Raw genomic sequence first — 24,917 nt, 5'->3', positions numbered from 1 at the left:
ATTAACTTTTCTTTATCAATGTATTAATAATTAAAACCTTATTTTTGGTGAAATCCTAAAAATAATGCACGATTATGAACCTTCTAAATATTAACACGGTTGCCCGTTACGAGGCAAAAATATTGAAACGTTCCTGGTTGTTCAGAATATTGGCTGTACTTTCTCTTGTAGGTGTCATTGCTTTTCAAATCATGGTGCAAGGAGACTTAAATTTTTGGACTTCGTGGAATCTGATAGCTATGTCTTCTTATATTCCATACATGAACCTATATCTGTTTGGTATGGCAATGGCCGTGACGGTGGTATTTTTAGGTGGAGAGCTTTTGAACAGGGACCGTAAATTGGACACGATGGAAATTATATACGCCCGGTCTATGAGTAATGCCGATTATGTCGTCGGCAAAAGTTGGGGAATTGTTCGTGTATTTATGGGCTTAGCCTTTATATCCATGTTGTTGGGAGGAATTGTCAACCTTTTTCTCAGTGATGCCCCTTTTAACGGATTTATTTATCTTTTTTACTGGATTGTTTTTTTATTTCCTTCGTTAGGGTTTATCATGGGATTGACCTTTTTTGTTTCGAGTGTTGTTCGTAATAAGGCATTGACGATATTGTTTTTATTGGGGTACGTGTTTTTGACGATCTTTTACCTGAATGAAAGAGAGCGAGGGCTTTATGACTTTTTAGGTTCGACGATACCCAATACTTTTTCGGATCTGACAGGCTATCCGAATCTTGGATCGGTTTTGTTGCAGCGTTTGGTTTGGTTATCACTCGGGATGGGACTAATAGGCTATTCGGTTACTTTATTACGACGAATTCCGAATCGTCCGGGGCGCAGATTGATACAACACGGTCTTTCGACTTTGTTCGTATTCGTGAGTGTTGTATGCGGTTTTATGTTGTATTTTTCTAATTATCAGGAGAGAGAGAGACGTTCTGCCTATCGGTCGAGTTACGATCGGTATCATGCAGGTGATAAATTGACACTTGATAGGGAAACGATAACCTATCGCCAGGAAGGGGACGGAATAGAGGTACGAGCTTTCTTGAAACTCGTAAATCTACATGACAGGGAGGTTCATTCGGTCGTGCTGTATTTAAATCCCGGTTTGGAGGTAAAACGTTTGACAAAGGGAAGTCTGGAGTTATCTTATTTAAGGGATAATCAGGTAATTGAAATAAAGGAGAGGGTTGCTCCCGGTGATTCTCTTTTACTTGCTTTGGAATACGCGGGACAAATCGACGGTTCGGTATGTTATTTGGATGTGGATGATAAATATATCTTCGATACCCGTACGACGGGTTCTTCTATATTTCGTTCAGGAAAGAGATACGCTCTCGTGGGAAAAGATTACACCTTATTGACTCCGGAATGTCTTTGGTATCCGGTATCTGTTCCTCCGGTAAACCTGAAAAACGGGTACGATATTCAGAAAAATTTTGCGGACTATCGCTTGAACGTGGTGGGAATGGGAGATAAGACGGTATTGTCCCAAGGTGTGCGTGAAACTTCGGGTGATACATTGATTTTCCAGGATGAATATCGTTTGCCCGGAATATCCCTGTGTATAGGTTCTTATAAAAAGTATGCGGTGACGGCGGATTCGGTTTCTTTTGAGCTTTATATAGCTGAGGGACACGATGATTTTATGTCCAGTTTTAACGAAATACAAGATTCGATGGCGTCTGTTTTGTCGGATTTGAAATATAAAACGGAAGAGAAAATGAATTGTAAATATCCCTATCATCGTTTTATCGTAATAGAAAGTCCTTCTTCTTTCGCTTCGTATTATCGGAATGAACGGGGAGGGAGTGAGCGAATACAACCGGAAATAGCTTTTTTGCCGGAGCGGGGTGTCGGATTCTGGGGGATGAATTTTAAGAAAACATTGGAAGGGTATGCCTGGATGCAAAAAGTGAATAAGACGATGGGGGCGATGTTAGATGGCGAACGTCAGGCGTTCAAACAATTTGTCCAAAGTACATTTATGAGCGAATACGGTAGTTCAATGGAAGGGAATCCCCTTAAAAGACGTTTTATGCTAAGAAAGATGAGTTTTGACTACGAGTTGAGTAGAAATCAATATGATATTTCTCCATTGTTCTCCAATTATGTAACTTATATCTATTCTTCAGAATATCCGATTATGAATACCATATTGAACGGTCAGTTAAAGCGGGGAAAATCACAGGGGACGGCTTATTCAACATATAGTACTTCCTATAAGAAAGCAATGCATTATCTGAAGAGTCATAGTATAAAAGATGCTCTGGGGAATCCCGAACTTACTTCCGATGTTTTATATCAGATTGTTAACTTAAAAGCTTTTATTTTACAGCTACAATATTTTGGGTTGACGATAGATCAGAAAGAATTCAATGATTTTATCAAGCAATATTTTGATGAACATAAATTCAAACAGGTCGAGTTTGTCCGTTTTAATGAAGACTTTATTAAACGTTTCGGGATTGACTGGCTGAAAGTATTACCGGAATGGTATACGGTCAATCGGGTTCCTTCATATATAATCAGAGAGTGTTTTATTGAGACGGTTGAAGGGGATATGAAAGAACCGGACTATAGCAAGAGGCGTTATCGTATTCGAGCGAGTATATATAATAATAGTGATGTGGATGGAGTAGTTTCGCTCAATTATTCCTTAATGCCCAAAATGGAGGCCGGGACAGCTATGATGACGTATACCAGTGAAGATATGAATAACCGGAGCCAAAACGTTTTGATAGAGGCCGGGAAGGCTAAAGAGATTATTATTCTGTGCAAAGGCCAATTGGTGCAAGTTTCATTGAATATGAATATTTCCGGGAATCTTCCTTCTGTTATTTCTCTTTCTCCTTATGTTTCTGGTAGGGAAACACGGGAAACCTCCTCGGGTATTAAAGATATAGATCTTTCCCGTTTTTTCCCGAAAGAGGGAGAATTAATCGTCGATAACGAGTCGAGAGGCTTTCGTCTTTTAAACGTACCTTCCGGTAATCAATTGCGCAGATGGTTTAAAACGAGCGATACAACGAAATACAAAGATTTTTATAAAGTGACTTTTGCTGAAGAGTGGACCCTTAGCGTTCATGACGGTTTTTACGGGGGACATATACGAAGTGGTTGGAGGAAAGAAGGGGGGGACGGTAGTTCCAGAGTGGAGTGGTCTACGCGGATAGAAAAGGCCGGATACTATGAAGTTTTTGCCTATATTCCCAATCAGTTGTCTTTGGTCCAAATCAAAGCATCCCATGGTGTTGTTTTCGGGATTCAGAAACAAACGCCGATAAAGCAGTTGTATCTTGTTCGTCATGACGGAAGCGAGTCGGAGGTGGAGTTGGAAATTCCTTTTGCTCAACGGGAGTGGTTATCATTAGGACGTTTTTACTTTTCTCCCGGAGAGGCGTCGGTTATTCTGACGGATAAGAAGGGTACTCCGGATCAGGTGATATATGCTGATGCGGTGAAATGGGTTTATGAAGGAGAAAAATAGATATCGAATTTTACTTTGGGATAAACATCTAAACTATACATACAAATATGAATATTCGTAATATAAATACAGTAGCCCGTTATGAGGCAAAGATACTGAGACGCTCCTGGTTGTTCAGGATGCTGGCCATTCTTTCTTTGGTAGGGATCACCTTTTTTCAGCTGTTGGTACAGGGGAATATGGTACGATGGACATCATGGAATCAAATCGCATTGTCTTCTTATGTTCCTTATATGAATGTCTATCTTTTCGGTATCGCGTTGTCGATAACTGTTATCTTTTTGGCAGGAGAGCTTTTGAATAAAACCCGTAAAGTGGACACGATGGAGATTCTCCATGCTCGTCCGATGAGTAATGCGGATTATGTGATAGGGAAAGTTTGGGGAAGTGTTAGAATATTCATGGGATTAGCAATTGTCTCTCTGCTTTTGGGAGTCATGGTAAACCTCTTTTTCAGTGATGCTCCTTTTAATGCTTTCTTGTATCCTTTATATTGGGTATTGTTTCTGTTCCCTTCCTTGGTGTTTATTTTAGGATTTACTTTCTTAACGGTAAGCATCTTGCGTAATAAAGCATTGACGATTCTGTTTATGCTTGGGTTTGTTTTTCTGACGTTGTTTTATTTAAGCAATATTCATCGGGGATTTTATGATTTTTTAGGTACGACCGTTCCGAATGCCTATTCCGATATAACGGGGTATCCGGAGTCGGGGTTTGTAGTTTGGCAACGTTTGACGTGGTTATTCTTGGGAATGGGCTTTATCGGTTATTCGATTGCTTTTTTACAGCGCATCCCAAATCGTCCGGGACTCAGAATGAAGCAGCGGTTGATTGCGACAATACTGGTTTTGCTCGGTGTATGTTGTTGGTTTGTCCTGTTTTCCTCTACACGGAGATCCATGCATGACCGGGAAGAGTACCGGATGAGTTATAACCGGTACGAAGCATGCCCCAAGCTGACTCGAAAGTCTCAGGCTTTGGTTTATAAACAAAAGGGGGATCGGATAGAGGTGACAACGGAGATTCAATTGGTAAACCCTCATGATCGGGAGGTGCGTACTGTCGTGTTGTACCTGAATCCCGGATTGAAGGTGGATAAGATATTAAAAGAGGGAAAAGAGGTCTCTTTTTCCAGGGATCATCAGGTGTTAATCTTGGACGACAAAATAGAAAGTGGGGATAGCGTGAGGTATGTTTTGGATTACGGAGGACGGATAGACGAGTCGATTTGCTATGTCGACCAGCCGGATGAACTGGTATTCGACAGCAGAACCATAGGCTCCTCTCTTTTTCGCTCCGGGAAAAGGTATGCTATGGTTGGACCGGATTACACGCTTCTGACACCGGAATGTTTGTGGTATCCGGTTAGTATTCCTCCCTTGAACCTGACGAATGTGTATGACATTCAGAAAGATTTCACCTCTTATGTTTTAAAGGTTGTCGGTCTGGGAGAGAAAACGATATTGTCTCAGGGGAATCCGGAACCATCCGGTGATACGCTTGTTTTTCGAAACGAAAACCCTTTGCCGGGATTATCCTTGTGTATCGGTTCGTATAAGAGATACTCGGTAACAGCGGATTCGGTCTCTTTTGAACTTTACGTGGCGGAAGGACATGATGATTTTATGGCTTATATAAGTCATGTGCAGGACTCGATGAAATCGATATTATCCGATATGAAAGTCAAGATAGAAGATGCAAAGGGCCGTAGGTATCCTTATCGTCGTTTCATGGCCATAGAAGCCCCGGCTTCTTTTGCCTCTTATTATCGGGATGAAAGAGGAGAGAGCGAACAAGTTCAACCGGAAATGGTTTTTTTGCCCGAACGTGGCGTGGGATTTTTCAGTATGAATTTTAAAGGGTCCAGCAGATCTTATGCTAATAACGTACGGTTGATGAAAGGGACGGAATTGGATTGGGGCGCCATGGAACGCTTGTGGGTTGAACAATTTATTCGAAATACGTTTATGGGTGAATACGGATGGTTCGGAGAAGGAAATCCTTTGATGAGGCGTCTTCCCCGGAAAGGTGGGATAAAAGGTTATAGGTTAAACGGTAATCTGTTTGATATTTCTCCCATGTTTTTTAGTTATTCGGGTTATTTATACTCCTCCGATTATCCGGTGATGAATTTGATATTGAATGGTTTGATGAAGCCGGAAGAGGGACAGCAGCAATTTACCCCGTTATATAGCAGTTCGTACTGGAGAGCCGTTCGTTATCTTGAGAATCATAGCGTGAAAGAGGCCCTTGAAGATCCGGAGATCCCATCGGATGTGTTGCGTCAGGTGTTAAGTATGAAAGCGACGGTTTTGCAAAAACAATATTTGGGTATGATCGTGCCTTCTGCAGATTTGATAAGGTTTATCAACGGGTATATGGAGCAACACAAATACCGGCAAGTGGATTTTTCCGATTTTAACCGGGAGTTTGTAAAGCGTTTTAAGATGGATTGGCTTGAAATATTACCCGAATGGTATACGGTGGATCGAATACCCGCTTTCTTGATCCGGGATTGCCTTATTGAAGAGATCGAAACAAAAGATAAAGATCGCGGTCACAGGAGTTATCGTATTCAGGCAAGTGTATATAACGATAGTGATGTGGACGGAGTGGTTACCCTTAACTATGTTGTTATGCCCTCGCGGTTGAAAAACGTGGGAGGAGTAGTTATAATGAATTCCGGTCAAACGAATGACAATAGTAAGAGTAAAAATGTATTGGTAAAATCCAAGGAGGCTAAAGAAATTGTTGTTATATGTGAAGGCAATATCATGTCGGCTACATTGAATACCAATATTTCCAGAAATATTCCCGCTATAATAACCATTCCTCGGAATTATCGGCAAAAAACGAAAGCGTCCTCGGAAGGAGAAAAAAGGATAGATACTGCCCGTTTTATGCCCGAAGCAGGGGAGTTGATAGTGGATAATGATTCGAAAGGATTCCGGATATCGGATTCTTCTTCCGATAGTCCAATACGTAAATGGTTTAAAAACGCCGATACATCCGAAGTCAGATACAATAATTTTATGGCTACCAATAAGTGGACGCTCGTCACTCATTCGGATCTATACGGGGGATACGTGCGTAGCGGTTGGATGAAGAAGAGCGGGGAGGGGAACAGTAAGGCCGAGTGGTCCGTGCAAATAGATAAAGCGGGATACTATGAAGTTTTTGCCTATATTCCTGACAATATGCAGTTAACTCAATATCAATACAAAGGAAGTGGTGCCTCTATTATATCTGCTTCGATGGTTACAAGAGCGGGAAAGGCAGAATCTATAAAGCAATACTATACCGTTAGTCACGAGGGTAAAGAGTCCGAAGTGGAAATAGAGATACCTTTCTCCGGGAGAGGATGGTTGTCTTTGGGGCGGTTCCATTTCTCCTCCGGCGAATCCTCTGTTGTGCTTAGTGATAAGGGAAGTTCGGACAATCAGGTAGTGTATGCCGATGCGATAAAATGGGTTTGGGATGAGGGAAAAGAGGATGAAGTAATTGAGTGATATAATGTTTATTGCAATGACTTAATCTCAGAATCTCTCAATCACCGAATTCATATATGTCTTTTGATTGGAAACCGGAAACTGTACTTTCGCTATTTCTCTTCCGGTGAAAAAACGTATCTTTGCGGAAAAGAGAGATTATGACTGATAAGAGTGTAATATGTGCCGTTGCAACGGCACCGGGAAGCGGTGCTATTGCGGTTATACGGTTGTCGGGAGAAGGGTCTATCGCTTTATGTGACCGAATTTTTCTATCGCCTTCCGCTAAGAAATTGACAGACGTACAGCCTAACACCGTACATTTCGGGCGTGTTATGGAAGAGACGGAGTTGGTGGATGAAGTTTTACTCTCTGTTTTTCACGCACCTCACTCGTTTACCGGTGAAGATTCGGTGGAGATATCCTGTCATGGTTCCGTGTATATTCAACAGCGAATATTGCAGTTGCTTGTTTCCCGTGGAGCTCGTTTGGCTCGTCCCGGCGAGTTTACGCAACGGGCTTTTTTAAACGGAAAAATGGATTTGTCGCAGGCGGAAGCGGTGGCCGATCTGATCGCTTCCTCTTCTGCTGCAGCTCATAAAATGGCGTTGAATCAGATGCGGGGCGGGTTTTCAAAGGAGTTGATAAAATTGCGTGCGGAATTGCTTCATATCACCTCTCTTTTGGAGTTAGAGCTTGATTTTTCGGAGGAAGACGTGGAGTTTGCCAATCGGGCGGAACTTCGTGCTATTGCCCTAAAAATAGAAAATATGATTGCCGAGTTGTGCAACTCCTTTTCACTCGGGAATGTCATTAAAAACGGTATTCCGGTGGCCATTGTAGGGAATACCAATGTCGGGAAGAGTACGCTTTTGAATGCATTGCTGAAAGAAGACCGGGCCATCGTTTCTGATATAGAAGGGACGACTCGCGATGTAATAGAAGATACCATAAGTTTAAACGGTATGCTATTCCGTTTTATCGATACGGCCGGTATACGTCATACTTCCGACACGGTCGAAAATCTCGGTATCGAACGTACCTTTGCTAAAATTGCCCAGGCGAAAGTCGTATTACTTTTGCAGGATGTAAACCGGAGCAGCGACCAGTTTATTCCTTACTACCGGCAGGTGAAAGAACGTCTCTCTCCCGATGCTAAATTATTGATTCTGTTAAATAAAATGGATCGGACGGAGGTCCTGGATGCCGTTAAGGAGGAGATAGAGACTCAGATTTCCGGCGAACCGATCCTTCCCGTTTCTGCTAAGAAAGGTTATAATATGGATACCCTTATCCGTTGGTTGACCTCCTCCGTCAACACGGAAGCTTTTAGCAATGTCATTGTCAGTAATGTCCGGCATTACGAAGCCCTTACACACGCTCTCGAAGCTATTCGCCGAGTTGTCACCGCTCTCGATACCACCTTAAGCGGCGAATTCATTTCCCAGGATATCCGGGAATGCCTCCACTACCTCGGCGAAATCACCGGTGAAATCACTACCGATGAGGTTTTGGGCAATATTTTTAAGAATTTTTGTATCGGCAAATGATACATCGCAATTAACCGCAACGAATTAGAATCAACTATAATGAAGTCGCTGAATTTCAGAGGCTTTTTTATTTACCCCAAATCCAGTTCATAGCGATTGGATAGTGTTGTTCACCATATTTTTCTACCGTATTTCTACCGCGAAACAAATTGGGGTTTGTCCCCGATGTCACACTGACGCATTTGTTGTCGTGTGTTGACAATGGTTTACGAGAGTGGACAAAAAGGGAAATTATCCGAGCTGTAAAATGCTCATTTTACTAAAATATGGAGAATAGCAAAAATGGAAGTAAAAAGAATCTGCCAGTGGTGCGGCAAGCCTTTCATGGCAAAAAAGACCACCACCAATTATTGCAGTCCGCAATGCTCCAAACGAGGTTACAAACACCGCATGAAGGAGCGAAGAATGGAACTCAAAGAGTGTCAAGAAATGCAGGAGGTATAATGAATTTGTCTATTCGCTTTGCCCAATCTTCCATTGTCATAGGTATATGACGCATAGCCATACTTTCTGCCATATCAAGGGACGCATTGACTATCCTACCCATTTCTTCTAATTCTTTTTCTCGCAAATAGTTCTTCGCTACAGACACATCTGTTTTGACAATTTTTCCATTCGGAGCGTTTTCCCAAGTGGTCAATCCCATGTGTTCCTTATTCGCATCGGCTCGTTCGACTATCAACTCCGCAGCAGTATGCCCATGCACAGCATAGTGCATTTTGTTCTGTACCTTTTTGAAGAAAAGACGAGTTGTCGGAGCATCTTTGTTATAGTCTATAGCCGTAGCATAAATATCGGTCAGTTTCTGATAAAAACGACGCTCACTCAGCCTTATCTCCCTTATTTCGGCAAGCAAATGTTCAAAGTAATCTACACCTAAGAAAGTCCCGTTCTCCATTCGCTTATGATCAAGCACATATCCACGGATGGCAAACTGCCGGAGTACAAACGTACACCACTGACGGAACTGAGTGGCACGAACAGAATTGACTCGATACCCGACACTAATAATGGCATCGAGATTATAGAATGTCGTATCGTAATTCTTGCCATCCGAGGCAGTTGTTTCCATTTTGGAAATAACTGAATGTTCGTCCAACTCACCACTCTCAAAAATATTTTTAAGATGCTTGCTGATTGCAGGTACTCCTACATCAAAAAGCTGCGCCATCGCCTTTTGTGTCGTCCAAATGGTCTCATTCTTATACATCACTTGAATCCCATCCTCCTTGCCTTCAAGCATGAAGATGAGAAACTCAGCCGTACTATTTCGTATTTCTATATTCTTTGCCATAAAAATAAAAAATATTACGATGACTAGATCGGTTGGTTATCATCATCTACGATTTCAACAATTTCTCTGCAAAAGGCTTCTTGTGAAATTAGCAGACTCAAAACACGTGTGAAGTTATTCAATTCTTTTTCTTCTGTAAGTTGTTGTTCTTGTGTTTTACCAATGTGGCCTACTCTGAAATACATGTCAATTGCCTTGTCAATACCACTCAGGATAGTTGGCATGTCTGCAATAATTGTTTCGTCCTTAACATTACCTTCAAAGGTGGATTCGACATAAATCGGATAACTACGATGAACAGTTGTGATTGGACAAGATTCAAAATGTATTTTTCGGAAATATATTGTTGCTTGCCTTTTCATATCAGCATCAAGAGTCCTTGGGATAACAATTCTAATCTTCGCAGATTTGTATATTTTATCCCCAATTTGAATTTTATCACCTTGTCTAATTATCTCATCTGCCAACAATTTGATAAAATTCTCAAAATAAGAAATTGCGATAACAGTAGAAGGCAAAAGCCCAAGATGTCCTAAAGCAACTTTTTCATCAATTTTCTTTTTAAGATTTGACAGTTGCGTTTCAAAGTCCTGATTAGGTATTTTGATCCCATCTTGGTTATAAGTTGTCGTGTAAGATAATAATGTAACGCCTAATATATCAGATGGTATTTTAACCGTATCTTCTTTAATGATATAGGCTCTGTCAATTCCAACTCTTCCCAAAAAGAGTCCGTATTCAAAAAGCACATTATCTCTTGCTGTATCATATTCTTGATTGCGGATTTTGCTAATATCGTCAGCAGCGAAAACCATAAAACCGAAATCAAACAGACTGGCTGATTTGAGCAATGTTTCCAAGAAACTTTCATTGAATTGAAATATGCTGTCATTCCAAATATAACAATCATAGTCTTGCTCAAAGAATGTTCTAATTCTTTGAGCAACAATTAGCCCCTCAGTAGAAGAACCTATAAATATTCTTGGTTTCATTATTTTATATCGTTGTAAATTTTCCAAACTTCAATTTCTAGTCGCTTTAAATTTTCAAGCTTAGACGGATTATATCTAAATATGTATTCTGTACCGTCAACAGATTTAAGATTATTTGCTTCTGATTCATTTTGGCTTAAATTATAAAGTTTATTCCATAATATACGAACTAAATCTAAGTAATAAGAATTACGATATAATTCGGTGTTAATATCATAGCAGATTGCATTTATATCAAAACTGGTTAGGTCTATATTTACTGAAGCATCCGCTTTTACATTTTTAAGGAATCGAATCATCTTTTTGAGTCGTCCTTCGGTGTATGAACTTCTCGTGTTGATTCTATCTATACTAAGGAATGGATAGTCAGGTCCAAGACGATCATTCTTTTGTTTATCGTAAATGTAAATGCCTCTATATATATCACCATTTCCACTAATGTATTCAAGAGAATCATGCCATGAAGCAACGACGATATCAACATCGCGATGTAGGTTTTGGTTCGTTATACGTATGGATTTTGGTTTCGTAATATCGCATATTACATAATGAGATTGTAAAATTCTCTCGTCTTCCCAGCGGAGTTGTCTTAAATCATTATTCGCTTCTCCTGTATATCTTGTAAAGTTGTTGACCCAATTCTTTATTCGCATCGTGTCTGTGTCATACGAGTAAGGATGATTTTCGACAAATGCCTTAGCTCTACTGTAATCGGTGTCTTGAAACTTACTTGTAATTGTAAGCAAGTCAATATCACTCACACCACGAATATGAGTTCTAGTCATTACAGAACCCTGGTATTGAAAATAGACACTTTGCTGTAGTTCTCTTTGCAAATGCAATTTCGCATTTTCACCTGCTTCTAAAGTCTTGTTCGTATATATAGGGTCAACTTCATTCATTGCAAGTTTTACATATTTTGCAATGTCCTTGTCTATGCCAGAAAGGGAAGAAATGGAATTCAGTCGGACTTCTCTAAGAGAATCCGGATTGTATCTACTTTCGATACGATTAATAAGAGTTGTATAATCAGCCATAATTACACTTTTAATGATTAAACTTGATTTATCGCCACAAAATTAATACGCATCTATGCAGCCTTTTTGCATAGCAAATTTAAAGTTGAAAAAATCGCATCTAATTGCTTCCTTTTGAAGAATACTCAGAAGCCCTCTCTGCTACCATACAACTATCAATCTCTTCTTCCATTATGGTATATGTTTTTGACTGATTGTCAATAAGTTTGATATTAAACTTATCTTCTACCATTTCGAGTTCTGTTATGTTTTTAAATGTCACATACATAAACATAGTGGTCACAACGTGAATCCCTAATTGAACCTCTTTTGCATCAAGGATCTTAGCCTGGTGATTTTCTTCATTGCGTAAGTTCACAAGAATATCAATATACTGTGCAAACTTCTGGTCAATAGGTTTGTCACTATATTGCAGTTTGTTTAGTTGCATACAATACAAAGCATTACTCAGAGCTGCATATTCAACTTCTCCATTTTTATCAGTAACCTCTTTGTCTTTAATAATGAAATGAAGTTTCTTCAAGTATGACTCATAGCCTGTTACAAGGGCCTTAAGATAAATGCGTTTCTCTGCCAAAGTCAGAGTATTCGGACTACAATAAAGTTTAAACATAGTATTGAGTATCGTATCATTCAAGCCATTGTACTTATCAATGCTGAATACTTTAATCACCTTTATCATCCATTCAAATGCCTCTTCGAGTGTTCTGCTTGTTCCCGCTATTCCAACAAATTCCTCCCGGATTAAAGGAATCATTTTACTTCGCAGATTCTCTATGGTATAGGCTTTCTCCTCTTGTTCGCGGTAGCGTTCATATATGGCATGTCCCATCTGCTGCATCAACGTCTGATAGAACTCCTGATTTTCAAACAATTTACGATAAGCATCGGTCTGTGTCGTATAACACTGCTGAGCCGCTTTGCTGAAAATATCCGGAAAGATGCTCTCTACAAATTGATTCTCATCGTTACCGACAGCTTGTTTCTGCATTTTTTTCGTTGCAGATTTCTGTATAAGGTCAAAAATGCCCTCAACCATAACCCGGTCAGCTTCTGAGAACTCACCACGGAACATAATATTTACCTTGGCAATAATATTATCTAGCAAATCACGAGTATCTTCAGGCTTACGACCTGCTCCTGGATTCTCTCCTTTAATCTCAGGCTTGTTTCCATCCAAAGATATATGCATCATTTCATTAGCCTTGATTATATTGTTAACAAGACGCACCTTTTTGTCCAAATCAACTCTTTCTCGCGGATTTTTTGGTAATACACGATAGAGGTAATCGGCAAATATATATGACTTCATTAACGAGCTGTCAAAGGTACGGGCGATCTGCGCCATGTAAGCATAGAAACGAATGAAATTCTTAATTTTGCCTCGCACAATGAAACGAATTTCTTCATCCAGATCCTCAAACCTATCTACAATTGGCTTTAATGCATTGGATAATGCACCCAGTTTTGACTTGTTTTTCTTGTCCTGTGTAGCAATAAGCAGTTCATAAAATTTTTCTTCATCTTCAGTGGTCCAAAGGTGGTAAAGCTCGATGTCTTTGTGAAACTGATATACATAGTTCACATCAACAGGATTGATTAACTCTGTACCCTTATAGAATGGTTCGAAAGCAGTTTTAATTTCTTCAGAACTATTTACGAAATCAAAAACGTATGTATCTTCTTTCAAAGGATTGGCACGATTCAGACGAGATAGAGTCTGTACTGCTTTCACATTTTTCAGTTTCTTATCTACGAACATTGTGTGAAGCATCGGTTCATCAAACCCGGTTTGATACTTATCCGCCACAATCAGCATGTTGTAAAAGTCACTTGCGAAGTAGAGCGGAAGTTTATCTTCAGATATGCTCTTTTCTCCCCTCGTATTGAGTTTTGGCTCAGTGTATTCCACTCCGTTATATTCCACCGTGCCGGAAAATGCCACCATCGGATTGATGTCTATAATATGATGTTTTCTGCAATACTCTTTAACTGCAAAAAAGTAACGTACTGCATGAGCACGACTGGAGGTTACGACCATTGCCTTAGCTCTTCCTGCCATATTTTGAAGAGTCACTTCACGAAACTTCTCAACGATAATAGCAGTCTTTTTATTGATAGTATCCTTGTGATTATCATGGAACGCTTTCAAAGCGATCGTTGCTGGCGTCTCTTCGTAATCAGGGTTATCCTCTGATTGACGGGCTATTTCATATGAAATCTGGTACGTAGTATAGTTTTTCAACACATCTTTGATAAAGCTTTCTTCAATAGCCTGTAGCATAGAATAGTTGTGATAGGCCTTGTATTTATCCTTATCGGGGGTTTCTCCCTTTTCAACTAAAATACCAAAGGTCTGAAGAGTCTTGGGCTTTGGAGTAGCTGTAAAAGCATAAAAAGAGAGATTTTTATGCTGACCTTGACTTAGCAGGTCGAGCATCAACTTGTCTTGTTCTTTCTCCAGTTCTTCAACACTTTTTTCTTCCCAGTCAGCAAGTTCCTTCAGGGCTTCGTCTGTATCAGCCAAAGCTGCTTTCAGCTTCTCCGCACTCTTTCCACTTTGACTGGAATGAGCCTCATCTACCACGACCGCATAACGATTACCGCTGTGTGAAGTGATTTGCTCATAGATTTGAGGAAAGCGTTGCAGTGTTGTAATGACAATACCTGTTTTCTCTGAGTTGATGACATCACGCAGCTTTTCACTAGCATTTGCATCTTTTTCCGTGATAGTAGTTACCGTGCCCTCTACATGTTCAAAACCGAGTATGGTGTCTTGAAGTTGTTTGTTCAATACACGTCGGTCAGTCACCACAAACACTCCTTTGAATATGTGATTGTTGTGATTGTCGTGTAGTGAAGAAAGCCGATATGTCAGCCAAGCAATGGAATTGGATTTGCCGGAACCGGCTGAGTGCTGAATCAAGTAATTGCAGCCGGAGCCAGTCTGTTCTGTATTCGTGATAAGTTTTTCCACCACATCTAATTGGTGATAGCGTGGGAAGATAATCTTTACACTTTTGTCTGATACCTCTTTCTCTTTTCCATGCCTGTCTTTGATAATAGCAATCTTTTCTTCCTCTTGACGCATGATGTAACGTTGGAGGATTGCCAACAATACATCGCGGCGCAGGACATCTTTCCACAGATAAGATGTCACATACTCATCGTCATCGCATTGCGGATTGCCCGCACCACCCACGTTACCGGCTCCATTGCTACCTTGATTGAAAGGCATGAAGAATGTTTTTTCTCCTTTCAATTCGGTTGCCATTGCAGCCTCATACAGGTCGCAGCCGAAATAAGCCAGAATACGATTGTCAAAGTGGAACAACGGTTCTTTCGGATTTCTATTTGTCTTCCATTGCTCGATGGAGTCACTTAAGTCTTGATTGGTAAACTGGTTTTTCAATTCTATGGCCACAACAGGAATACCATTGAGAGAGAGTACCATGTCGATGGAGTTCTTCACATCCTTACTGTACACGAATTGGCGGGTACACTCCAATACGTTTTTATTGTACTTCTCTATCAGTTCTGGATTAAGCGTTGATGTGGGAGCGAAGAAGCAGAGTTTCAATGGAATGCCGAAGTCGTTCACTCCATTGCGCAACGTATGTATCAACCCATACTTCAGGATGTCACCTTGTATGGTTTTATACAATTGCGCCTTTGCACCATTACCATATTTACGTTCAAACTTTTCCCAAACTTTCGGCTGGGAATCTTTGATAAAGCGAATCAAGGTATCAAGATCAATGGCTTTTCCCTTGTCATATGTGGCTTGATTTCCTTTGATATAGCCACCTTCCGTGAGCAGGTATTGTTCAATATCCGCTTCAAAGTTCTTCTCGTATAAATCTGTATGTGCCATAGTACAATTAATCTTTTTTAATGTAAGTCCTGTTTTTATTGCCTCCGTGAGCTTCCCAATATCCGAATTTTGTCAATTGACGAAAATAACGCTTGGCTGTTGTTTCGGTGAAGCCGAAAGCACTGACAATTGTTTCGGTCTTTATTTCGTCTTTATCGACCATTTGCTTGATTAAGTCTGTTTTATCGACCACTTCCACCGATTTAACATACTGTTCGATGCCATATTTCAAATGAGCGCAGTGCAGCTCTGTCATGCAATTCAGGAAGATTTCTATATCCTCATGCTTTCTTGTGTCGATTAAAGCCTGAATGTATTCACTCTTATCTTCCTTCAAAACCTTTGTCGGCAATACGTCATATTCCATTTGCAAAAGGTTCATTAGTAGACGACAGGTCCTGCCATTTCCATCCGCCCACGGATGAATGGTCACAAGTTTATAATGCGCCCAAAAACTCAGTTCATAGATAGCTGCAATATCACTGGTATCAAGTGCTTTGCGACGGGCATTAAGTTCTATGCAAAATGCTTCGAGTTTCTGAGGTACTTTCATCCAGTTCATATAAGATCGTCCTCCTGCTCCGACAGTAACATTCAGTTTGTGCAATTCTACTTTAGATACGTCAAAACTACCTCCCAAAGAATTATATTCAGTACCTGTTCTTGCCATCACTTTGGAAGCAAGCGTAATCAGAGAGTCCACCGTGATATCTTCGTGACACTTTATCCATTCTCTACCGTATTCGTAAGCGTTTTTCAGGTCAAGGTTCATCAGCTGTTCAACCATGGGTTTGCCTTTTGCTGTAATACTCTCGTCAAACAGAAGCTGAGCTTCAACTTCTGTCACTGTGCTACCCTCAATAGCCGTGGAATGAGTAATAATCGAGTAGAGATAGAATTTGTCGTAATCTATCTGATTCGATATTCCCAGTTCTTTGTGCCGCTGAAGTAGTTGCAGCAGTAAGGTTTTATTGTCTGCTTTCATGGCTTAAACTCTTTTCTTACCGGTGACATACTCGTAGATAATGTTCTTCTTATAGTCCTTCAGTTCTGCAATTTTTTGTAGTTTCAATGAGATTAAAGAGTCTATATCTTCGCATTTTTTGTCAAGGTACGAAACAATGGATACCTGTTTTTCAATAGATGGAATTGGTATCAAAACTGACTTCATGTTTTCTTGTGTAAGATGGGGTACTCCCATTCCATTTCTTAAAAATCCTACCATGTTTTGAAATGGATTACTTAATAAAAAGTAATAAAGATATTTATAATTTAGAATCTTTGATGGCGTAATCACTCCTAATGAACTATTTACTGTTGATTCCCCATTAGGTAAACTGTCAATTCTTGCAATTTTACCAATTCCTGCTCCATCTTTTACAATTAAAACGTCACCTATAGATAATTTTATTTCAGGAGATTCATCAAATCTTTGCTGGTTTATATAGTTCAATTCAGACCAATCAAGTCGGTTATTAACTATGTTAAAGGCTGATAAAAAGGGATAACCAAATTCTACATATTCTTCGGCTTTAAGACCTTTCCAACCTAATCGGGCTCTTAACCAGATAATTTTTGAAAGAAGTTTGATTTCCCATTTCTCTGGTATTTCCCCAATCCATTCAACACCACTATCCTTCATTTTTACATTTGGCTCAAGCCCTTTGGTGACAGCCTCTGTGATTACAGAATACTTGTAAGCCTGTAATTCGCCAATCATTTCATCCTGCAAAGCAATCAAAGAGTCAACCTCCCCACATTTCTTGTCAAGGAAAGAAGCGATAGCTTGTTGCTCTGCATATGATGGGTTAGGAATATTAAGAGAGGCAAATTCATCATAAGTCAAAGAGTATCTGATATTTTTTGAAAGATACATGAATTTTCTTCCATCGAAAATATAATCAAACCAATATGTGTAATATTGTGGATCATATTCTTCATTTACTTTTAGTACTTTGTATGCTGGAGAGATCATGCCATAGACTTTGCTTAGTCCCGAGAATACAGCAGAGCAGTCTAAATCAAACAAACACATAACCAAATTGTTTGGACAGACTATTTGATATGTGTTGTATGAATCGGGGACTTTACCACTAGTTGTACCAATATCTATACATTTAATACCTTTAGTGGTAAGTGAAAGTAATTGGGTCGTCTTCCAAGATTCCTTGACAAGTTGCTTTGTTAGTGAAAAAATATTCTTTTGACGCACAATTTTCCACCCACTCGGGATTTCTCCAATCCATGCGACTTCACTATCTTTATATGTATCGTAAGTCTTTGCCATAATTATCCTAATATCTCAGTCATTAACTTACTCTCCAATTCTTCCAATTCCTTGAGATGTGCAAAGATGTCTTCACTTTTGCGTGGAGCCACATATTTATAGAACTCACGAGTAAACGGTATCTCATAACCAATCTTGGTTTTCTTCTCGTCAATCCAAGCATCAGGGGCATAAGGGAAGACGTTCTTCTGCATGTATTCCTTGATATCCTCGGTCCAAGGGACAATCTCCGTATCGCGTTTCTTGGAATCCGGCTGTGGTTTACCTTTCTTTAGGATAGGCTCTCCCGTCTCTTCATCCAGCAACGGGCGTTCGACAGTCAATTTGGTGTACTTAAAATACTCATTGTCCAAGACCTTGCTTTCTACCTTCAAAGTCTCGTCATCACTTTGGTAAGTCCAATCGGTAAAATCTTTGTATGCCTCCATGATAAGTTCTCGGCAGCGGTCACTTATCTCCACACGCTTATTGCCCAAACTCTTTCGGCGTTTGTCATAACATTGGCTCGCATCTATAAGCTGGACTTTACCTTGACGTTCTTCACTCTTGTTCTTAGTGACAATCCAAATATAGGTGGCAATACCTGTATTGTAAAAGAGGTCGTTAGGCAACTGCACGATTGCCTCCAACCAGTCGTTTTCCAATAAATAACCTCGAATCTCACTTTCACCACTGCCTGCATCACCTTTGAAAAGACTACTACCATTCTGAATGATTGCCATTCGGCCTTCCTCATCTTTCAGTTTGGATATACCATTGAGCAAAAACAACATCTGACCGTCACCTATGGCAGGAAGCCCGGGTACAAAACGACCGGCTTCACCCAGTGCGTGCTCCTTCTCTACATTCTCTTTAGAGGTTTTCCATTCAATACCAAAAGGTGGGTTTGAAATGATATAATCAAACTTGTAACCGGAGAACTTGTCATCGCCAAGCGTATCTCCCTGACGCATATTATCAGCATTGCCACCCTTGATAAGCGTATCAGCTTTGGCAATAGCAAAGGTTTGGTTGTTCAATTCCTGCCCGTAACTTGTAATCTCTGCTTCCGAGTCAATCTTCAGGAAACGTTCGGTAAGGCAACCCAGCATCTGGCTTGTACCCATAGCCATGTCATAGATAGAGGCAGTAATACCTTCACGCTCCAACTTCTGTTCATCGTTGGCGACAAGCAGTTCTGCCATGAGGTAGATAATGTCGCGGGCGGTAAAGTGCGCTCCTGCCTGTTCGTCATAGCTTTCAGAGAATTTGCGCACAAGCTCTTCGAAGATGTAACCCATATCCACACTGGTCACCACATCGGCTCCAAGATAGGCTTTGGCGGTACAGAACTCTTTAATGACAAGATACAGCACATTGTTATCAGCCATCTTTTGGAGTTCACGGTCGAAGTCCATACGATGTATGATGTCAATTACATTTTCAGAGAAATGATTGAGATATGATTCAAAGTTCTCTTTGATATTCTCGGGGTCGTTCAGCAGGCTTTGAAATGTGAACGGAGAAAGGTTATAGAATTGCTGCCCGGCAGCTGTTTCCAAGAATCCCTTTTTCACCACAATGCCATCTTTATCAAGTTTGGCATTTGTATCAAGAACAGCCTGCTTGGTAGGTGCAAGGGTATCTTCAAAGCGTTTGATAACGCACATGGGAAGAATGACATTACCATACTCGTGAGGTTTATAAACACCTACTAACTTATCTGCGATAGCCCAGATAAGGTTTGCTTTCTCTTGAATATTAATCGTTGTTTGTTGCTGTATATTGTTGCTCATATATCTTACTGCTTTTAATTTTCTACATTAACTTTGGCATAATATGGAAAGTCTGCAACGTCTTTTCCTTTATTAGTGTTGACTTCAGTGATTGTGGCATTCTTTCCTATATACTTCGCAAAACATGGAGTTAAGCGGCAATTCAGTATGTATGGTCCGTTTTCGCCAGCTAAAATCGTTGACCTTTGCCCGACCGGAGATGTTGCAGAATCATTGATAGATGGGACAGAAGTGGAGACAGTTCTTTTCATCTTTCTATTTGCTTCCTTGTCTGGGTGTTTATCAACGAATGTCCCAAAGGATTTAATCACATGGCATAATTGAAGAACATATGAAAAGTAAATTTCTTTTTCGCTTTCTGAAATTTCCAAATCCTTATCGTCTATCGTATATGGATGCTCTTCATTTGTATGCGAGTCGGTATTGGTAAAATTGATTATCTGCAACGTAATATTCCCAATAGATTTTGGAAATATTGTATCATTCTCAGAACCGTAACGTAATTCGCTATGCTTTGTCACTAATCCGGACATATAGCGATTAGACTCTAATAAATTAAGTTGATTATTCCGTTCAAAGCATTCCTGTGGTAGCAATCCATAGTTATATGCAGCACGAAAGATGTATTCCATTACTTTGCGAAGTGGATTTCCCTCATATTTGAACTGCCAATATTCGGCAGGATAGTAAAATGTACAGAGCATATCCATCATAATGGTACGTGCTTCCTTGCAAATAAGCTTTCCTTCACCAAGATATTTGAAAACATCCTGAAAGTTAAATGCAATGATATTCGCATTTTGAGCATTTGCCACCTTTACGATGTTCTCAAACATCGTATCTACGGAATTCATGGAATTATCGATGGCATCTTTTAAATATACCATATTACCCCATTCCTCTTGATGCGTAGCATGCTCTCTCTCTGCTATTTGAATCACATCATCAAATTTACCCATTGTACCGGCAGAAAGTATGTACCATGGCTTTGTTTGTCTCTTCTCACCAAACATACGGGCTAACGATGATATAACAGATGGAATGAATAGTTCATCTGTCTTATTATCATTTTTACCATACTTGCAATTCGCATCAAGAATGATAGCAGAATATGATTTGAAGTCCTTTCTCAAGTTCGCTTCAGCCTCTTCCCAGTTTGTAAACATAGTAAGGTCTATGCCGTATTCGTCAGCGACACTCTCAAATCCGCTTGCAAAAATCTCGTCTTGGGTTCCACTCAGATCGTCCACCCACAAAACTTTATATCTAAATTCACTCATAACATTCTATGTTAACTAAATGATGCAACTATATTGGTGCTTTTGAAAATGAGCCTATAAGTAATGCAAAAATCATCATTCGGATTGGATATCAATTTTGCTTCACCGCCGAATTCTCTCATCAATTTGCGAACTTCATAACCTCCAATGCCATAATGTCCGTTACCTTCTTTGGAAGACACCCCATATGTGAGCACATTTTCAGTGTTGTAACCTGTAAGCAATGGCGCACCATTGTTAGAAATAGTTACGATATAATCTTCTCCTTCTGATAAAATATCAATCTTGACTATATTCTTTGGGTTTGCACTATTTTCAAATCCATGGCAACAAGCATTGCTGATAATGTTATCAAAAATAATAGTTAATGCTTCTAAAGGGAATTGAACGAATTCCAATGCATCACCTTTTTCAAGAATAACATCTCCGTTTTCATCGCAAATAGATTGTGAAGCACGATGTACCAAACTATCAAAAGCATACAGAAAAATCGGACTTTGATTTTTTTTGATATAATCTTCAATGTAGTCAACTAATGCAACCTCACTACTCTGCATACCATATCCACTATCCAATTTGTTTATTTTTATCTGCAATTCTTGCATAATAAATTGCAAGTTTGCATAAATATCAGACACTTTTATTTTATGAACAGTGCCGACTGTAGCATTATCATCCACAATGCCATTACCGTCTCTACGAGCACGCTGCAACACTTTCATCCAATTGTTAAGATTGAAAATGGTCTGGCCAATAGCGTGTTTTTTCATATGTATATCACGGCGAAAAACCTCAGCAGACTCCAAAAGTTTACGATCTGATTCAGTCAGGCTACTTCTAGTATCTTCCTTACACAAGTTTTCCTGTTGAGTAATAAGATTTGGAACTATAATTGAGATTGACAAAAGATCTTGTTGGCTTATTCTCGTTATAGTCACTCCAGACGACATCATCTTAGCTTGGAGTTCTGTCTCTGCTGACATAATACAGCGAAGTAAATAATCTTCGGTTATGACATTGGAATTAAGTTGAATTGCAACAACCTCATGTCTTAAAGCAATAGGTGTATTGGAAGATGCACCATGCACCCTTCCGACTTTAAATTTTCCTCCTACAAAGCCAATAAGAAGGCTATCAGTCGTAAGTATTCTGTATTCCGTTTTATTTGAAATAGGAATATCTTCACGATTGATATCGCAGTTCAGATATGAAGATGAAAGTTCCTTCATCCCTATCAATGGAATTCCGGTTGCAGTAATGTTTTTGTCTCGCACAAGAGGGACGATAACAATAAGGTCAGCTAACTTAAAAAGTTTTTCCTCACTGTTTGCTTTGGGTAAAACACTATTTATGAGGTAGCGAGATGGCAAGAGATTGACATCATCAGATAAACACTCTGTATTTCCTCCCCATACATATGTCTCATCCTGTTTTAAGATGGTTTCAATGATACTGTTTGGTTTCAATGTTTTTTGCGTCCATCCAGCCAAGTCTTTTGTGGCAAGGAACGCATCGTTTTTTGCGTCCATAAGACAGATTTGCCCCTTGCCGTCTTTTTTGAGACAAAGAAGAATCGTAGGAATGGAGGAGTATGGTTGGAAAAGTGCCGGTAATGATATAACAACGGCAGAAAACATGTTGTTACTTTCCTTTAAAATGGATGTGCGAAATTCCAACCACTCTCTTCCAAAGCAGAAAAACATTGGTAAAATGCAATAAATCTCACCGTTGTCCTTTAGTGCATTCTGAGCGAGGTAAAGAAATGTATCTGCAATGTATCGTTCCTCACGGCCTCCCAAAATGGGCGGAAAGGAAAAGATATAATCGTACTTATTCATAGTAAAATAAGTGCCGTACATTTCATTGCGAATTAAGCAATCTCTACATTCAACATTCGCTTTAATGCCTTGCGAGGAGAGCAGGATTTTGGAGTAAGCCCAAACTTCTCTATTTATTTCATCTGCATCAAAAACACATGAGTGTGTCTGATATAAGGCAAATGAACATGTACCTGCAAACGGCAGATATACCCTGCTGTCGGCTTTGCAATCAGACATTTTAAGACACAGTTCAATCAGGGACATTGGAGTTAGAAAATCTGAATTACTAGCTTGAAATCCGGCAATTGCAGATGTTTTTTGATTGCTTGAGGAACTATAAAAAATTTCATCATGCTGGTGACAATATATAGCAAGAGCAGAATATTCCTTCAGAAGAACCTGGATGTCCTCGTCTGTATAATAATCTGTTATATCAACCACATATTTTTCCAAGATAGATAATAATGCTACATCTACACTCGCGGTATATCTATATACTGAAATTAGTAACTTTTTCAAAATGTTGCTGTCAAATGGACTTTTGGCTATTGAACTATTTACATAGTTGTTTACGAGAGCCTGTGCCTTATCAGAAAGAGTAACGAACTGTGTCATATCTAACAAAATTAAAGTTTAACGTCCATTGTTTGATTACGACCGCAAAGTTCACCACCTTCTGTGCAAAAGTTTTGCATAGACAAATACTTTTTCATGCAATCACTGATTTTTCTACTAAATTCCTTTCTAAAACAAGCTGGAGACAAAACTTCTACATCAGGGCCAAAAGAGAAAATCTGTTGTTCCAATTCCAACGTATGATATACAGTAAGAGAAATAATACAATCCTTTTCACTTACAATTTTCTGTGATTTATGAATAGGCTTAGAAGTAACATACTTAAAGCGTTGCGGAGTAAACCTTAATATAATCTCTTCTAACTTGGCTTCATACGGAACTGTTACACCGACCACATTGTCAAAATAGGAATTGAAATCAATGAACTCATTTTTCCGAAACGCACGATTACTCGTAGTTATATTCCGAATTCTGTCGAATGCAAGATTTTTAATCCGTTCTTCTTTCTCATCCAGTTCAAACAGATACCATCTTCCATTATATTGTTTAACAAAATATGGATGTAATGTATGTTGGTGATGGTTTCCGTTGGCTGAAATATATTCAATATCCAAAGGCTGATGATTTATTGTTGCATCAATAATCATAGAAAGATATTCTAGTCCCTTTAGCTGTTCGTTTTGTCCGAATGAAACAAGATTCTCTGCATTGCCCTTTACACCAAATCGAATTTCAAGATTAGATATCACCTCTTCCAACCATCTGTTTGAAGGCAACCCTCTGTATTTTCCCAACATTTCTATCGTAGATCGGAGATTCTGTACTTCTGAAATAGAAAGTTCATTTTTGTAAATGGAAAAATCTGGTTCTGAATAACGATAGTAGCATTTCTTGCCATCATACGGAATAGCATCAAGGTAAACTCCATCAGGAAGCATCTTACGAATGGCACTAAAATCGCCACGCAGTTGACGCTCCAAAATCATAGACTTACAACCATTCGCATCATAAAGTTTATCGTTGACTTTTTCCAGTAAGTCGTCAATATTATATTTATGATGGTAATCACTAAAGCATCGGTCTAAAACCATAAACCTATATTCCGCATTCTTATTCTTAGGCATAGTACTGAATCTGTTATATAGTAAAATTTGTCGGAACTTTAAAATACATAGTATCTTCCTTTGTAGAATGCAGCAAATCTTTCACATCTACATCAAGAACATTAGCAATCTGCAACAATGTTTCCAATCCCGGTTGTGAAGTGTTTGTGCACCATTTGGAAACCGTTGCCGGGTCTTTCCCTAATTGTTCTGCCAGCCATTTATTGGTCCGCTTCTTTTCAACAAGAACAACTTTGATTCGATTTATATCCTTCGTTGCTTCCATTTTGGATTATGCTATTTACCTTACCATGCAAAAATAATGAATTTATTTCATTGAAGCATCA

At 39.4% G+C, this 24,917-nt stretch carries 13 protein-coding genes and 2 pseudogenes; 4 read left to right on the top strand and 11 right to left on the bottom strand.

Annotation, left to right across the window (positions count from 1 at the left end; translation table 11 throughout):
- Nucleotides 1–74: 74 nt before the first annotated feature.
- The 4 genes and pseudogenes from DMB45_RS07245 to DMB45_RS07230 form a co-directional block, all read left to right on the top strand.
- On the top strand, nt 75–3,494 hold the full coding sequence (locus DMB45_RS07245; RefSeq protein WP_110688618.1) for a golvesin C-terminal-like domain-containing protein: 3,420 nt from the start codon (nt 75–77) through the stop codon (nt 3,492–3,494).
- A gap of 47 nt (nt 3,495–3,541) precedes the next feature.
- Nucleotides 3,542–7,003, top strand: a complete 3,462-nt coding sequence (locus DMB45_RS07240) for a golvesin C-terminal-like domain-containing protein (RefSeq protein ID WP_110688617.1) — start codon at nt 3,542–3,544, stop codon at nt 7,001–7,003.
- 140 nt (nt 7,004–7,143) lie between these two features.
- Complete coding sequence (mnmE, locus tag DMB45_RS07235; protein ID WP_041501993.1) at nt 7,144–8,532, top strand: tRNA uridine-5-carboxymethylaminomethyl(34) synthesis GTPase MnmE; 1,389 nt, start codon at nt 7,144–7,146, stop codon at nt 8,530–8,532.
- A gap of 282 nt (nt 8,533–8,814) precedes the next feature.
- Nucleotides 8,815–8,973: pseudogene (locus DMB45_RS07230) on the top strand (helix-turn-helix domain-containing protein); the annotation flags it as partial.
- A gap of 1 nt (nt 8,974) precedes the next feature.
- Here DMB45_RS07230 and DMB45_RS07225 read toward each other — a convergent pair.
- The 11 genes and pseudogenes from DMB45_RS07225 to DMB45_RS07175 all read right to left on the bottom strand — a co-directional run.
- Nucleotides 8,975–9,826: pseudogene (locus DMB45_RS07225) on the bottom strand (virulence RhuM family protein); the annotation flags it as partial.
- A gap of 23 nt (nt 9,827–9,849) precedes the next feature.
- Nucleotides 9,850–10,818, bottom strand: coding sequence for a CBASS system CD-NTase-associated NAD(+) hydrolase Cap12 (cap12, locus tag DMB45_RS07220; RefSeq protein WP_110688615.1), 969 nt, complete (start codon nt 10,816–10,818; stop codon nt 9,850–9,852).
- On the bottom strand, nt 10,818–11,855 hold the full coding sequence (locus tag DMB45_RS07215) for a hypothetical protein (protein WP_201797293.1): 1,038 nt from the start codon (nt 11,853–11,855) through the stop codon (nt 10,818–10,820). Before DMB45_RS07215 ends, cap12 begins: the two co-directional genes overlap by 1 nt.
- 100 nt (nt 11,856–11,955) lie before the next feature.
- On the bottom strand, nt 11,956–15,729 hold the full coding sequence (locus DMB45_RS07210) for a type I restriction endonuclease subunit R (protein ID WP_110688614.1): 3,774 nt from the start codon (nt 15,727–15,729) through the stop codon (nt 11,956–11,958).
- Nucleotides 15,730–15,736: 7 nt separating this feature from the next.
- Nucleotides 15,737–16,576: a Fic family protein gene (locus DMB45_RS07205; protein WP_237143288.1), complete on the bottom strand. Its 840-nt coding sequence runs from the start codon at nt 16,574–16,576 to the stop codon at nt 15,737–15,739.
- Between the two features lie 141 nt (nt 16,577–16,717).
- A complete protein-coding gene (locus DMB45_RS07200) occupies nt 16,718–18,016 on the bottom strand; it encodes a restriction endonuclease subunit S (protein WP_110688612.1) in 1,299 nt (432 codons plus the stop codon).
- Between the two features lie 2 nt (nt 18,017–18,018).
- Nucleotides 18,019–19,791 (bottom strand): type I restriction-modification system subunit M, encoded by a 1,773-nt coding sequence (locus tag DMB45_RS07195; protein WP_110688611.1) that lies wholly within the window; start codon nt 19,789–19,791, stop codon nt 18,019–18,021.
- A 14-nt stretch (nt 19,792–19,805) separates the two neighbouring features.
- On the bottom strand, nt 19,806–21,071 hold the full coding sequence (locus DMB45_RS07190; RefSeq protein ID WP_110688610.1) for a hypothetical protein: 1,266 nt from the start codon (nt 21,069–21,071) through the stop codon (nt 19,806–19,808).
- A gap of 11 nt (nt 21,072–21,082) precedes the next feature.
- On the bottom strand, nt 21,083–23,506 hold the full coding sequence (locus tag DMB45_RS07185) for a hypothetical protein (protein ID WP_110688609.1): 2,424 nt from the start codon (nt 23,504–23,506) through the stop codon (nt 21,083–21,085).
- Nucleotides 23,507–23,517: 11 nt separating this feature from the next.
- Nucleotides 23,518–24,591 (bottom strand): helix-turn-helix transcriptional regulator, encoded by a 1,074-nt coding sequence (locus DMB45_RS07180; protein WP_110688608.1) that lies wholly within the window; start codon nt 24,589–24,591, stop codon nt 23,518–23,520.
- 13 nt (nt 24,592–24,604) lie between these two features.
- Nucleotides 24,605–24,856 carry a helix-turn-helix transcriptional regulator gene (locus DMB45_RS07175; protein ID WP_099292568.1) on the bottom strand — a complete coding sequence of 84 codons (252 nt, stop codon included), beginning with the start codon at nt 24,854–24,856 and terminating at the stop codon, nt 24,605–24,607.
- Nucleotides 24,857–24,917: the final 61 nt, after the last annotated feature.

Source organism: Sanguibacteroides justesenii (assembly GCF_003204205.1).
In the GTDB taxonomy this organism is placed as follows: domain Bacteria; phylum Bacteroidota; class Bacteroidia; order Bacteroidales; family Marinifilaceae; genus Gabonibacter; species Gabonibacter massiliensis.
This window is presented reverse-complemented; position numbering and strand designations above follow the sequence as displayed.